The organism is Vibrio anguillarum, assembly GCF_001989995.2.
Lineage (GTDB): Bacteria > Pseudomonadota > Gammaproteobacteria > Enterobacterales > Vibrionaceae > Vibrio > Vibrio anguillarum.
In genome coordinates this window covers 1-14,336 of sequence record NZ_JAHGUP010000052.1, presented here as the reverse complement: position 1 = coordinate 14,336, position 14,336 = coordinate 1, and the positions used below count along the sequence as shown (strand labels likewise).

At 41.8% G+C, this 14,336-nt stretch carries 14 protein-coding genes; 12 read left to right on the top strand and 2 right to left on the bottom strand.

Annotated elements, in window-relative coordinates; genetic code table 11:
* Positions 1 to 2 precede the first annotated feature (2 nt).
* The 7 genes from pyrD to rmf all read left to right on the top strand — a co-directional run bounded on the left by pyrD (position 3) and on the right by rmf (position 8,740).
* Positions 3 to 1,013 carry a quinone-dependent dihydroorotate dehydrogenase gene (gene pyrD / locus PL85_RS13015; protein ID WP_013856910.1) on the top strand — a complete coding sequence of 337 codons (1,011 nt, stop codon included), beginning with the start codon at positions 3 to 5 and terminating at the stop codon, positions 1,011 to 1,013.
* A 189-nt stretch (positions 1,014 to 1,202) separates the two neighbouring features.
* Positions 1,203 to 1,745, top strand: a complete 543-nt coding sequence (locus PL85_RS13010) for a cell division protein ZapC (RefSeq protein ID WP_010320557.1) — start codon at positions 1,203 to 1,205, stop codon at positions 1,743 to 1,745.
* Positions 1,746 to 2,222: 477 nt separating this feature from the next.
* The gene (rlmKL, locus tag PL85_RS13005) at positions 2,223 to 4,352 is read left to right on the top strand and encodes a bifunctional 23S rRNA (guanine(2069)-N(7))-methyltransferase RlmK/23S rRNA (guanine(2445)-N(2))-methyltransferase RlmL (protein WP_115339760.1); all 2,130 of its coding nucleotides are present in this window, start codon (positions 2,223 to 2,225) and stop codon (positions 4,350 to 4,352) included.
* Positions 4,353 to 4,355: 3 nt separating this feature from the next.
* On the top strand, positions 4,356 to 4,604 hold the full coding sequence (locus PL85_RS13000) for a glutaredoxin family protein (protein WP_013856908.1): 249 nt from the start codon (positions 4,356 to 4,358) through the stop codon (positions 4,602 to 4,604).
* A complete protein-coding gene (locus PL85_RS12995; RefSeq protein WP_017041963.1) occupies positions 4,582 to 6,498 on the top strand; it encodes an ABC transporter ATP-binding protein in 1,917 nt (638 codons plus the stop codon). The genes PL85_RS13000 and PL85_RS12995 overlap by 23 nt, the downstream gene beginning before the upstream one ends.
* Before the next feature lie 9 nt (positions 6,499 to 6,507).
* On the top strand, positions 6,508 to 8,397 hold the full coding sequence (locus tag PL85_RS12990; RefSeq protein WP_115339761.1) for a DUF3466 family protein: 1,890 nt from the start codon (positions 6,508 to 6,510) through the stop codon (positions 8,395 to 8,397).
* A 169-nt stretch (positions 8,398 to 8,566) separates the two neighbouring features.
* Positions 8,567 to 8,740, top strand: a complete 174-nt coding sequence (gene rmf / locus PL85_RS12985) for a ribosome modulation factor (RefSeq protein ID WP_010320553.1) — start codon at positions 8,567 to 8,569, stop codon at positions 8,738 to 8,740.
* 136 nt (positions 8,741 to 8,876) lie between these two features.
* Here rmf and fabA read toward each other — a convergent pair whose 3' ends face one another.
* Both fabA and PL85_RS12975 read right to left on the bottom strand, forming a co-directional pair.
* Complete coding sequence (gene fabA / locus PL85_RS12980) at positions 8,877 to 9,395, bottom strand: bifunctional 3-hydroxydecanoyl-ACP dehydratase/trans-2-decenoyl-ACP isomerase (protein ID WP_013856904.1); 519 nt, start codon at positions 9,393 to 9,395, stop codon at positions 8,877 to 8,879.
* Between the two features lie 71 nt (positions 9,396 to 9,466).
* The gene (locus PL85_RS12975; protein WP_115339762.1) at positions 9,467 to 11,110 is read right to left on the bottom strand and encodes a S16 family serine protease; all 1,644 of its coding nucleotides are present in this window, start codon (positions 11,108 to 11,110) and stop codon (positions 9,467 to 9,469) included.
* Between the two features lie 164 nt (positions 11,111 to 11,274).
* On the opposite strand from PL85_RS12975, the gene matP reads away from it, so the two are divergent.
* The 5 genes from matP (at position 11,275) to PL85_RS12950 (ending at position 13,525) form a co-directional block, all read left to right on the top strand.
* Positions 11,275 to 11,724 (top strand): macrodomain Ter protein MatP, encoded by a 450-nt coding sequence (gene matP / locus PL85_RS12970; protein ID WP_088721165.1) that lies wholly within the window; start codon positions 11,275 to 11,277, stop codon positions 11,722 to 11,724.
* 14 nt (positions 11,725 to 11,738) lie between these two features.
* Entirely contained in the window at positions 11,739 to 12,056 is a 318-nt protein-coding gene (locus PL85_RS12965; RefSeq protein WP_013856901.1) for a DUF3634 family protein, read from the top strand.
* 128 nt (positions 12,057 to 12,184) lie between these two features.
* Positions 12,185 to 12,520: a hypothetical protein gene (locus PL85_RS12960; RefSeq protein WP_013856900.1), complete on the top strand. Its 336-nt coding sequence runs from the start codon at positions 12,185 to 12,187 to the stop codon at positions 12,518 to 12,520.
* 520 nt (positions 12,521 to 13,040) lie between these two features.
* Positions 13,041 to 13,193: a hypothetical protein gene (locus PL85_RS12955; protein ID WP_176428338.1), complete on the top strand. Its 153-nt coding sequence runs from the start codon at positions 13,041 to 13,043 to the stop codon at positions 13,191 to 13,193.
* Positions 13,190 to 13,525, top strand: coding sequence for a hypothetical protein (locus PL85_RS12950; protein WP_115339763.1), 336 nt, complete (start codon positions 13,190 to 13,192; stop codon positions 13,523 to 13,525). The genes PL85_RS12955 and PL85_RS12950 overlap by 4 nt, the downstream gene beginning before the upstream one ends.
* The last annotated feature ends 811 nt before the right edge of the window (positions 13,526 to 14,336 follow it).

Below are 14,336 nucleotides of genomic sequence, written 5' to 3'. Positions count from 1 at the left end.
CAATGCTCTACCGCTTAGCCAGGACTGGCTTTTTTCAACTTGATGCCGAAAAGGCACATGATCTCGCCATTGAAAACTTTAAACGTTTCACAGGCACTCCTCTTGATCTCTTCTATCGTCAACACTTACCCAATCGCCCAGTCGAATGCATGGGTTTAACTTTTAAAAACCCTGTAGGTTTGGCCGCTGGCCTAGATAAAAATGGGGAATGCATAGAAGCTTTTGGTGCAATGGGGTTTGGTTTTGTCGAAGTTGGTACCGTGACTCCACGTCCTCAATCTGGTAACGATAAACCGCGTTTATTCCGTTTGATCCAAGCGGAAGGTATTATCAATCGAATGGGCTTTAACAACTTAGGTGTCGACAACCTAGTTGAGAACGTTAAGAAAGCTAAATATGACGGCATTATCGGTATCAACATTGGAAAGAATAAAGATACACCGATTGAAAATGGGGCAGATGACTATCTTATTTGTATGGAGAAAGTCTACCCATATGCTGGTTACATAGCAGTGAACATTTCATCCCCCAACACTCCTGGGTTACGAACGTTACAATATGGTGAGGCATTGGATGATTTGCTTGCCGTACTGAAAGCGAAGCAATCTGAATTGGCTAAGCTGCATAATAAATACGTTCCGTTAACATTAAAGATCGCTCCCGATCTTTCTGATGACGAACTTAAACAAATTTGCCAATCGTTACTCAAGCATAATATTGATGGCGTTATCGCGACTAATACCACATTGGATCGGTCGCTGGTGGAAGGTATGAAATTCGCGAATGAAGCGGGTGGGTTAAGTGGCCGTCCTGTTCAATCAAGAAGTACTGAAGTGATTAAGTGCTTGTACCAAGAGTTGGGTGATAAGCTGCCCATTATTGGAGTGGGTGGTATTGATTCTTGTATCGCTGCAAAAGAAAAAATGTTGGCGGGCGCGAAACTAGTACAAGTCTATTCAGGATTCATTTACCACGGCCCAGGTTTAGTGAGAGATATTGTCAAGAACCTGTAAATAAGTGCGATTTAAAGGTATTTACTCAGAAAAATAAAAAGTGACTGGGTCAAAGTAAGAGGGAATGAGTTATTCATTTCCTCTTTTTTTTTATATTTCTGTTCTTAAAATTACATTCACTAGCTGGCAAAGGTAATTAAGCGTTTTACCTAATAGTTTGATAATTCATTAAAATTAGAGAGTGGAACGATGCTTAAACCAAGTGACAAATGGAGTTGGTATTATTCAGATAGCGAAAGCTGCCTGATGTTGTACCTTGGTGATGAGATGGTTTTTAAGACCAATCTTTACCGTAATCTGCTCGTCGATTGTGCTTTTGCTGAGAATCATTTTTCAGTCGATGATGCGAGTGCTTTCCAAACCTACAAAGAGCAAATTGCCTATTTAGGTTTAAGTGAGCCAAGACAAGCCGAATTAGCACTCTATTGTGTTGCCGCTAAGCGTTTTCATAAACCTGTCCAGCCTAAAAGTTGGTTTTTTGATCATCAAGGCTACGGTTTTGAACCGAGTGAAGGTGACATTGTTCGGTTGGTCAACGGCTACAGCCAAGGTTATTTCATCGTACTTGAGGTAGGGGACTGCGCTAGTCTTTGCGCCTTAGTCGATTTGGATGCGTTCATACTGAATGGTTCCAAACAGCTGGAATTCGGACAGGTCATTAAGGTTATGCATGACCGTATGGCTTGCGCCAATCATATTTTGCTCGAAGAGCACGTTGCTCTTGTGAGTTAACTTTTCCCTAATAGCACAACGTTTCGTTCCTTTGTTTCATTTCCCATCGGCTTAATAGCCGATTTTTTTTTGCCTAGAGCTTTTCCCCAACTCAATCCTATCCGTCTGAATTCGATCTTAAATGTGAGATTTGTTCAGAATTCTGATGTTTTTTTCTTCAAAAGTGACGTTATAAACAGTGTCTACATTGCTAGAAATGGCCGACATATTCCCATTTTTAGCTCATTTGTAATTAATTTACACTACAAAAATCAATCTGGTATAGTCCAATTATGCAGTGAATAAATACTCACTTATCCCGTAGGTCTTGCTATATCTAGTGAGATGTTTTTGCAATGCTCGAAGCTTGTCTATTTGTAAAATTGGCGAGTAGTTAAGCAATTGAATGGTTGAGAAGGTGAAAGAGACACTTTGTTTTACTCAAGCGTGGGATTGTCAGGTATAATGCGTGGTCATTTTTATCAGTAAAAGAGCAGTATGAATCAATATCTAGCGGTTACCTCAAACGGTCTTGAGAACCTATTAGTTGAAGAACTAACCAAATTAGGGATTACGGACGCAAAACCCGTGCAGGCCGGGGTAAAATTTAAAGCGTCGAAAGAGCAGATTTATCGCTGTTGTTTGTGGAGCCGTCTAGCATCAAGATTTGTTCGCGTCCTCTCTGAATTTACCTGCCAAAATGATATGGATCTTTACTTGTCAGCAAGTTCAGTGAACTGGGTTAATCATTTTCATAGTTCGAAAAAGTTTGTTGTCGACTTCAACGGCACAAATAACGAAATCCGCAACAGTCAGTACGGCGCGATGAAAGTAAAGGATGCGGTTGTCGACTGTTTCACCAAAAAGAACTTACCGCGCCCTTCGATCGATAAAGATCATGCAGATCTTCGTGTCCATGTGCGCTTGCATAAAGATAAAGCCATTTTAGGGATTGATATGGTGGGCGGTGGTTTACATCAGCGCGGTTACCGTACCGAAGCGGGGCGAGCACCACTTCGTGAAACATTAGCAGCGGCTATTATTTTGCGTAGTGGATGGAGTGAAGCGAAGCCACTGCTCGACCCAATGTGTGGTTCTGGTACTTTGCTCATTGAGGCGGCCATGATAGCTGCTGGTATGGCCCCCAGTCTCAAGCGTCCAAAGTGGAGTTTCGAAGCTTTAGAGGATTTTGATGCAGAACTGTGGGCGCAAATAAAATCAGAGGCCAATGTTCAAGCAAGACGTGGTGTCAAGAAAGTTGACTGTAAGTTCTTTGGTTTTGATAACGATGCACGAGTGCTGCAAACCGCGAAAGATAACGCTCGCCGCGCAGGGGTTGAAGAACTGATTACCTTCCAGCTAGGTGATGCGGCACTGATCAAACGTCCTGAAGGGTTTGAGGATGGTGTAGTTATCTGTAATCCACCCTATGGTGAACGTTTAGGTACACATCCTGGTTTGATTGCTTTATACACGGCATTTGGTGGGCAATTAAAGGCTGAATTTGGCGGTTGCCAAGCGTCGATTTTCTCAAGCTCTGACGAATTACTCAGTTGTTTGCGTATGCGCGCTGAAAAGCAGTTTAAGTTAAATAACGGTGCGTTACCTTGTCACCAAAAGAACTACTCAATTTCATTGCGCACGGTAGAGCCGGGAGCGTCTATTTCTCAAGAATCGGTGATTGCTCCTGATTTTTCGAATCGTTTAAAGAAAAATATTGCGAAAATTGGTAAGTGGGCGAAACGTGAATCACTCGATTGCTATCGTATTTATGACGCTGATTTGCCTGAATACAATGTTGCGATCGATGTTTATCTCGACCACCTAGTGATCCAAGAATACGCCGCACCTAAGGATATTCCAGAAGAAAAGGCGAAACGCCGTTTAACAGATATCATTCGTGCCGCGATTCAAGTCACCGGAACAGAAGCAAATAAAGTGGTACTCAAAGTTCGTGAAAAACAGAAAGGGCGCTCTCAATATCAAAAATTAGGGCAAATTTCTGAGACAATGGAAGTGAACGAGTATGGCGTTAAACTGATTGTCAATTTACATGATTATCTCGATACGGGTTTATTCCTTGATCATAAATTGACGCGTCGTCGCTTAGGGCAAATGGCAAAGGGTAAAGACTTCCTCAATCTATTTGCTTACACTGGCTCTGCAACCGTTCATGCCGCTTGCGGTGGAGCAAAATCAACCATGACGGTTGATATGTCTAAAACCTATTTAGAATGGGCTAAAGACAACTTAAAGCTCAACGATCAAGTTGGACACCAGCATCGCTTTGAACAAGCTGACTGTGTGCAATGGCTAGAGACTGCAAAAGAACAATTTGATTTGATATTTATCGATCCGCCGACATTCTCAAATTCCAAACGTATGGAACACACATTTGATGTACAACGCGATCATATTAAGTTGATGGAAAATTTAAAACGTATCCTACGTTCAGAAGGTACGATTGTGTTTTCAAACAATAAACGACATTTTAAAATGGATTTAGAAGCGTTAGCTGAGCTTGGTTTAGTTGCTCAAAATATTTCAGCGCAAACATTGCCACTGGATTTTGAACGCAATAAGCAGATCCACAACTGCTGGACCATTTCCCATGCACGCAGTGAATAGGGAATGAAGTTGTTCACGCTTTACAGTACTGAAGGATGCCATCTCTGTGAGATGGCATTTCAGCTTGTTCAGCAGGCAAACATTGCTGAACAAGTACAACTTGTTGATATTGCATTTGATGATGCGCTCTTCTCTCGTTACGGGGTCACCATTCCGGTTCTTAAATACCAAGAATCCGAACTGAGCTGGCCCTTTGACCAACAAACATTACTTCATTGGTTAGAAAATAATGGCATTAATTACCATCCATAACGGTCAATTAGCATTTGGTGACCACCCATTACTCGATCATGCAGATTTCGCATTACAAGAAAATGAACGAGTTTGTCTCGTCGGCCGAAACGGTGCAGGCAAGTCGACTATGATGAAAGTTCTTGCGAGAGAAATCATCATGGACGACGGAAAAATGCAGATAGAACAAGATGTTGTTGTTTCTCGATTAGAACAAGATCCGCCTAGAGATGAAGCTGGCACCGTTTTTGATTATGTTGCTGGTGGATTAGCGGAAGTTGGTGAGTATCTAAAGATCTATCAAGATCTTTTAGATCTCATCGTTATCGATCCAAGTGAAAGTAATATCAATAAGTTATCTCGTATTCAAGAGCAGCTAGAGCATACAGGGGCATGGCGTTTTGAAGAACGTATCCAAAATGTTCTGGCGGCGTTGAAACTGGATGGTCACACCAAACTAACGGATTTATCCGGTGGATGGCAGCGTAAAGCGGCTCTTGCAAGAGCACTAGTGTGTGATCCTGATGTCCTTTTGCTTGATGAACCGACTAACCACCTTGATGTAACCACCATCGAATGGCTCGAAGGCTTTTTGAAAGATTTTAGAGGCTCGATCATCTTTGTATCGCATGACCGGACGTTCATCCACTCAATGGCGACACGCATTGTTGATCTTGACCGCGGTAAACTCAGCTCGTTTCCTGGTGATTATGATCAGTACCTTGTCGCCAAGGAAGAAGCCTTGCGCGTAGAAGAGATGCAAAATGCCGAGTTTGATAAGAAATTGGCCCAAGAAGAAGTTTGGATTCGCCAAGGCATCAAAGCGCGTCGTACTCGTAACGAAGGGCGCGTAAGAGCACTCAAGAAGCTAAGAGAAGAGCGTAATGATCGCCGTGAGGTACAGGGCAAAGCAAACTTGCAAATCGATGACGCTGCGCGTTCAGGAAAAATTGTCTTCGAAGCGAAGGATATTAGCTATAGCATTGATGGCAAAAACATTGTCTCGAACTTCAGTTTCAATATCATGCGTGGTGATCGCATTGCACTTATTGGCCCTAACGGATGCGGTAAAAGTACGCTGCTGAAACTGCTGTTGGGTGATTTACAACCTCAGAGTGGCAAATTACATTGCGGTACCAAACTTGAAGTTGCTTATTTTGATCAGTACCGTGAGATCCTCGATCCTGAGAAGTCGGTAATTGACAACTTAGCTGACGGAAAACAAGAAGTGATGGTGGCTGGGCGCCCACGGCACGCATTAAGCTACTTACAAGATTTCTTGTTTGCCCCTAAACGTGCGAGAACGCCAGTAAAAGCGCTATCTGGTGGTGAGAAAAACAGACTGTTGCTTGCTCGTATTTTCCTCAAACCGAATAATTTATTGATTTTAGATGAACCAACCAACGATTTAGATATCGAAACTTTGGAACTTTTAGAAGATTTGCTTGCCAACTACCAAGGCACATTGCTGCTTGTCAGCCACGATCGTCAATTTGTTGATAATACTGTAACAACGAGTTGGATTTTTGAAGGTGATGGCAAAATTGAAGAATTTGTTGGAGGCTATCACGATGCTCAGCAACAAAGAGCTCAGGTTTTGCAGTCACGAGTTGCTGAAAATGTCAGCAATAAAGAAAAAGTGGTTGAGGAAACTCTCAAAACAGCGCCAATTAAGACAAAACCTAAAAAGTTATCTTATAAACTGCAGCGAGAAATGGATGAGTTGCCCGCAATGTTAGAGCAACTTGAGAATGATATTGAAATGCTTCAACAGCAAGTGAACGATCCTGAGTTTTTCATGCAATCAGCAGACAAAACACAGCCCGTTTTAGATAAGTTAACTGCGAAAGAGCAGGAGCTTGAAATTGCTTTCGAGCGCTGGGAAGAGCTCGAAGCAATGCAACAGGAAAGTTAGAGATTATTAATGAGTAGTAAAACATTTAAAATCACCGTAATTGCGGCCAGCATTCTGGCTGCCACTCAAGCTCATGCTGCACTTTACCAAATTGTAGAAGTGACACCCGGTAACTTAGTCGCTAATGAATATTATGGAAGGGCAATACAAAAAGATAACCTTTCAGCAAATCCTCTTGGATGTTTTACGGCCGAAAATAGCTGTAATACTTTTGCGTTTGGTGGCGATACGCTCAATGGTTCTGATGGCATTTCCTATCGTGATGAAGTGCCATTCAAAATGGATAATCGTTTTGTTTATCAGGATATTGATGATCTCAAAAACTATTGCTCTAACGAACTCGGTTATTCTACTTGTGAGGCATGGGCTGATAAGCAATGGCATGGTTTTGAGTACAACAATGTTGAAACTGGCGGTTTGAAACGTGAGCGTGATGCTTGGGATAATGGTAGTTATCTACAAAATGCAGCGGCCTTTGTTAATTCATCGCAAGTTGTTTTGACTTTTGGCTCTATTGCAAATACTCAGAATACCGTTTTAACTGGGTTAGACGGTACTTCTGCTTTTGGTATTACGAGCAGCGGTTACACCCAGTCTGGGAGTAATTACGCTCTAGGCTACCGTCAACGTGGTTTTTATCATGGCAATATTTTAAATCCACCAACAGACACCACAATTGTCAAAGACACAAATAATAAAATTGTTGAAAAAATGGGCCGGACGTTCGCTTATGATGTATTCAGTGACGGTACCCATAAGTTTGTGGTTGGTAGTGCATCAGTTAGCCCTTATTTAACGGGTAATGGTGATGATGATAACAAAGACTACAATGGCGATGTTAACACTTGTGTGAGTGATGGTCTCGATCCACAGTTAACTCGTCAGTGTCAAAATTTTGCATTTGCAACGCAAGCTTATATGTGGGATACAGCATCTATCTCGACGGGTTACCGTGTAACAGGGTGGGTCGGTGATGTTGAAGCAAACCGTAGCGGATACTCTGCACAAGCAAGTGTAAGAGGCGCTGCTGTTCCTACATCTGGCAGTTACGCTAACAAGCCAGTTATGGCTGGTTTTAATACCTATCGCGATGATAATGTGTTTAGAATGCAAGCAACAGTATTCTATCCTAATGCAAGTTACGACGTAACAACTCCTAAGCATGATATGTGGAGTAGTAAGGTTATTACTGGTACAGAACTGAAAGTGGATGGAGATGTGATTTACTCCAACTCATTAGCGACAGATATTAATAACCATTTAATCGTGATCGGTGAAACAAAACGTCGAGGCGATAAACCTGAAAGCGGCGCAGCAGCAAACCGTATTTTTGTGTCGGATGCCAATAGCGGAACGCCTGTAGCTAACTATCTATCAGGTGGAATTTTCTTTACTGGTGCTGGCGGTGAAGTGAAAGCGATCAACAATTTCAATGAAATTGTCGGTCAAATCGATGCAGAAAAAGGTCGTGAAGATGGAGGCAAACAACGTCGTCATCGTGGCTTTATCTATCCTTTCAACGGTACAGGGAGTAATGCAGCAAGAATGGCGTTGTTCCAGAACCAAGGTTGGTGGTTAGATGATCTAACCAATGGTGGGGCTTACTCACAACATAATAACCAGTTCCGTATTTTTGAAGCCTCAGATATCAATGATGATGGTGTGATTGCAGCAAGTGCATTTAAATGTACTGGTGGCTATGACGATTTCTCCCATAACTCATACTGTACTTCTGGAAGTGAAAGCGTTGTCGCGATTAAACTGATCCCGATTGCTGGCGCGGCGGCTAGCGATATTGAAGTCCGCAGCACGGCACTTCCACCCGTTGAACGTAAAGGCGGTAGTATGGGGTGGATTACTCTGACACTACTTGCTCTCTTTGGGTTCCGCAGAAAATAATTAAATAGTGTAAAGAATGGCGCAAGTTCACAATTTAGAATCTGCGCCTTTTTTGTAACTTGAGAAAGTCGAATTTTTGAGCAATTCTTAATTGTGGCGTAACAGATATGCCATGTAGATTTAATAGTTGTATGTAAGACACAAGTTACTGTATGAGGACTACACTATGATGAAGAGACAAAAGCGTGATCGCCTTGAAAGAGCACAGTCTCATGGGTATAAAGCTGGCTTAAACGGACGTTCCGTAGAGGCTTGCCCTTATCAACAAACGGACGCTCGTTCATATTGGCTAGGTGGTTGGCGCGATGCCAGAGATGACAAACAAGCTGGTCTCTACAAATAAACTCCCACATACATGCAAAAGGATTTAAGCCCCGGAAGGGGCTTTTTAGTATTTAAGCCACTCTAAAGCACTATAACTAAGTATTTTAATGAGAAAAAAGCGACTCATAGAGTCGCTTATGAATAGTTTAACGTCATTAAAAAGCAGAAGTATCTTGGAAAAGACCTACTTTTAAATCCTTTGCAACGTAAATCTCTTTGCCATCGACAAGAACGCGACCATCAGCTAGGCCCATTACAAGTTTACGGTTAACAACCCGTTTCATCGTGATTTCGTAAGTTACTTTTTTTGCTGTTGGTAGGATCTGACCTGTGAACTTAACTTCACCAACACCTAATGCTCGGCCTTTTCCTTTGCCACCAACCCAGCCAAGGAAGAAACCAACCAATTGCCACATCGCATCTAAACCTAAACAGCCAGGCATTACAGGATCGCCAGGGAAATGGCAATCGAAGAACCATAGATCAGGAGTAATATCTAACTCAGCAAGAATAAGGCCTTTACCATACTCGCCCTCGGTTTCTGACATTTTGGTGATGCGGTCCATCATCAACATATTTGGCGCTGGCAATTGAGGGTAGCCAGGCCCAAAAAGCTCACCTTGGCTAGAGGCTAGTAAGTCTTCACGATTATATGAATCTCGTTTATTCTGCATTATCAGTTACTCCAATTTTTGATAGGGTGCATATTAGGGAACACGTGTACGCTAAACAACTCCGATCAGTGCTACACAAACCAGTTTTTAATGCGCTCTGCAATACTGTGTGATTGGTCATGCCTTTCAAAGTTTTCAATACGTTGAGCAATTTTATTAATGATGCTTTCTTCGTCATCGCCTCTGAATGACGCACCCATAAGGATCGGTACGGCTTCATCAACTGTAGCGACTGGCCAAATATGAAATTCATCATTTTTAATGCTATTGACTACATCTTTATGAAGCGCAAGATGTTTTAGATTTGTTCTTGGTAGAATGACGCCTTGTCCACCCGTGAATCCCTGATGCTTACACACATGGTAGAAGCCTTCAATTTTTTCGTTTAGCCCGCCAACAGCTTGGACTCGCCCGAATTGATCAACCGCACCTGTCACAGCGATTTGTTGGTTAATGGGATGTTCAGATAAAGCGCTTACTAAAGAACATAACTCGGCTAGTGATGCACTGTCGCCATCCACTTCGCTGTATGATTGTTCGAAGACAACCGAAGCAGAATAGGGAAGCGGTGCGTCAAGGTTCATTGAACTGCTTACAAAGGCTTGCATTATCATCATGCCTTTTGCATGCAAATTACCACCGAGCTCGGCTTTGCGTTCGACATCGGTAATATCACCGTCACCAAAGTGCACAACGCATGAGATACGAGCTGGTTCACCATAGGAAAGAGGATGGCCAGCAACATCGATCACCGTTAATCCATTGACTTGGCCGACTTGTTCGCCTTGAGTTTCGATAATGACTTGTCCATCAAGTATATCGTCGAGTGCTCGTTGCTGCAGATAAGACTCTCGATAATAGCGTTTGTCTAAGGCACTTTCGATATGAGATTTAGTAATCGGATACTGATTTGACTCTAAGGCCGCTTCTTCTATGAGTGTTCTGTGCCATATTACACATAACGGCGTGTAATGTTGATCTTCCGTGAAACGGGCACCTGCGGTCATAAGAGCAGGAATGGCATCTTCAGTCAGTGTAGGGAGTTGGTATTCTTCAGATATCCAACGTAAATAAGCGAGATAGGTCAATATCGATTGTTCATCAATTTTCAGGTCCAACTCTAATTCGGTGTAGAAACAAAAGCTTGAGTGGACGTCTGCATCCAAATAGTCGACATCGGCTAACTGGTTCCTATCACCTAAAATGATCAGTTTGACCTCATATCTTTTAGAGATTGGTGAGGGGTGTGGTGATTTAGCATCACAATTAATGGGGCTTACATCTTCGCCTAATACTGCCGCTTTTAATAATGGCCACATTTTAGGATTAGCCAACAGCATATTAGCGGAGATCAGAAGATAACCACCATTGGCTTTATCCAATAAACCAGGAATTTCGCTGGTGATAAGCCCATTTTCAGCGCGGTATTGGCCAAAGATAGTCCCCATATCGAGGGACTCTGTGCAAATAACGTGCGAGTTGGGCTTTATTACTTGAAGTTTTTGACTGACTAATTGACGATAGATTGAGTTATCTGGCGCGTTGATCAACATCACTCGTGTAAAACCTTTCAATTGAACAAACTGCTGAATAGCGGTTGCTAGTCTGGGCTGTGTGTCGAGTAATGTTACCGGAGATAGACTAGGGTACTGAGCTAGTTGCGAGTGGAATTGATCATACTGAGGTGTGACTGAACGCCAAATATTTTGAGTCATTGAAATCTAGTGTTTATTAAAAGAAGCCAGATTATATAGAAAAATAGCAATGTCTAACAGCTCCATTATTATGCTTGATCTTGTTCGCTTTTTTGAATCCCAAAATTGAACTCTGAACGATGGTGGGTTACGCTGTCACCCTAACTTGGCATGGATTTTACGTTATGAAATATCAACAGCTTGAAAATTTGGAATCGGGTTGGAAGTGGCAATACTTAATTAATAAGTGGAAGGATGGCGAAACAATCACTCGTTATGTAGACAAAAGTGAAGCTCTAGCTGCAATTGCACAGTTAAAAAAAATAGAGCATGAACCCAATCTGGTTCTTGGGTGGATTGATCAGCACATGTCACTTGAACTGAGTAATAAACTCAAGCAAGCAATTAGAGCCAAACGCAAACGCCACTTTAATGCCGAGCAACTACACACCAGAAAGAAATCTATCGATCTCGATTATCGAGTGTGGGAAAAACTATCATATCGAGCCAATGAGCTTGGTTGCACTTTGTCTGACGCGATTGAATACCTGTTAAGTGAAGCATCTCGTAGCGAAAAAGCGAGTAGAACCGTCTCAAGTTTAAAAGAAGATTTAAGTAAATTACTGTCTGAATAAGAAAGGAGATAAAAATGTTGTATGTCATTCTGGCTGCTGCTGCAGTTATCTTTTGGTTAGTCGCTGTTGATCGGCCTATATTGAGAGTTAAATTCAAAGATGGTGTCGTAGCACAAGTTAAAGGTCATTTCCCTCCAAGTTTTAAACATAATGTGACTGAGATTGCTGAAAAGACAGACTTGAGCGGCGAACTAAAAGTTTACCAGCAGAGAACGGGTGTTAAGTTGGTTTTTTCTAAAGACGTACCTAAAAAAATTCAACAGCGTATTCGCAATGTTTTTCCTCATCAGGGATTTCATACAAAAGAGCAACGAACCAAGAAGTCACATTGAGTCTGCCATTCTTAAGTTACAGATTGTTTTCATTAAAAAACGAACATCGTCGAAACGATTAACTTTACACATCGTCCATTTATAACTCGCTGATATCATGATGGAAATCTCTGTAAAGGTTCTCGACGATGAAAAAAATCTGTGTAGTTATCATTTCGTTAGTGATAGTAGTTTTCTGTTCAAAGGGTTATGCCGACGATTCAGAAAGTAATCCTGTCGCGAAATCAATAAAACAGCAAACGCTTAAAGCTCTTAAAAAATATAGATCTAAGCTTGATGGATATTGTGACGTGATGATCGAAATGAAGCATGTTCAAAGTTATGCAGAAATTGTAGGCGTTGGGACAAACGGTGATTACCAAATCTGCGCGAAAGCAAAATCTAAAATCAAGATAGGCAAAAAATTTAAATATAAAGTTCCAGAGAAATACATACGGATACAAATCAATGCAGCAGAGTTATGAGTAAGGTGTGATTTCACTGTGAAATGGAAATTTGGATGTATGGTTTCAATTGCTATGATGGTTAATAAATTAGAGTGCGCATTATGTGGCGCGTCATTATGTTGAGGGGCAGTCGTCAGTACCATTGCGTCAGCACTGGCGACTTCATTTGCAGCAGAACGTGGGCAGCTTGCTGAGTCGTTCTGCAAAAATGAACCCGTAATATAATGTCGGATAATACGAATTCAGGTGTTTTCCCTACTGCTTAAAAATGCTTCGATGATGACTGTAAGCAATTTAACTATTGCTGTTAGCAACTTTAACATACCGTTCTCCTTTATCACGTTGACCACTAAGCCCTGAAACCTTTTCAGGGCTTAGTGGTGACTATATTGCTTTTCTTATCTCGACTAAAAATAACGCCAGTTGCTGTAATAAAAACAAGATGTTAGTGGATGTATGTCGAATGTCATCAACAAGACTTTGTTTTTAATAGGCTCGATTTTCTCTGCTATACGCTACGTTCGCGTGTAGAGAGAAAATGAGCAGCCAAGCGGAAAGAACGCTAAGCCGTTCTCATCATGCCGACACCGCGCGGCAGTTTCACTCAACGCATTTTGGGACTATCTCGCGCCTCAGTGTGCGACTTTCACGCCACTGCGTGACATTCCATGACGACCAAGCGACGGAATGACGACGACGCAAGACAAAATGTCATTTGCTGAAGTTGCTCAGGTTCTTGGCCGTAGTCGAGAATCGGTTAAGGTTCGCGCTGGTAAACTTGGCGTGTCATTTCGAAAAATCGCAGAGACGGCACCAACAGTTAAGCTTTCTAACGAGGATATTGAGCTCATTAGAGAGCTAGCCGAGGCGGGTTTAAATTTCTGCGAGATAGCCCGTAAGTTTGAGGTAGACAATAGTCACGTTAGAAACGTTTGCCAATTTCATTCGCGGCTGTACTTAGATAAAACTGACTATATTAATCATAAAAAACGGCAAGCTGATGCAATTGATGGTATGGGATAATACTTATGGTGATTTTTATCCCATTGAATTTAATGAAATTAATAATACTAAAGTGCGTATTATGGACAATAAATTATGTTGAGGGTTTGCCTTTGGCCTGAGAGCCGTCAAGGGTGGGCGAAAGACTTGGCAATATCCGGTCAGTGCAACGCTGGCCGTGATGACTAGGATAGAGAATCGCTTTACCATCGAAGCCCGTAATATAATTTGTATAATGCGCAATTTATTTTTAAGTCTTAATTCTAATATCATGATGATAACCACCTATATGGATTTGTTAAAAAGCCCAGTGTACGAGACTGGGCTTTGATGCATTACATGAAGAATGCTTTAATGATTGTTGTTAGCAACTGGAATAGTGCCGTTAACAAGTCAGTCATGTTTACCTCCTTAACTGGTTCTATATGCAAACCCTAGTGCTTTTGTACTAGGGTTTCTTTTTTCGAAATAATCATAAGTATTTTTTTATAGTGATGTGAATTAACGTCAATTGCTGCTGTTAGATCAATATCTTATGCTTTGGATAGCCGAATTCCCATAACAAGAAAATGTTTGTGAGTGGGGTTTAAAATTACGTTATACCAGACCCTCAATAGATAAAGTCTGAGCTCGATTTTCTCTGCTATACGCTCGCGTGTAGAGAGAAAATGAGTAGACAAGCGAAGCGCGTCAGCTGCCTTCTTATATCTATAAGGTGTACCTTTATTCATATCAGACAGTGTCGGATTTCGCCCAATGCCGACGGACGCACGACGACGAAGACTGAGGAGGAGGAGGAAGGAGAAAGCAGGGCGAGTACACTATCTTTAAT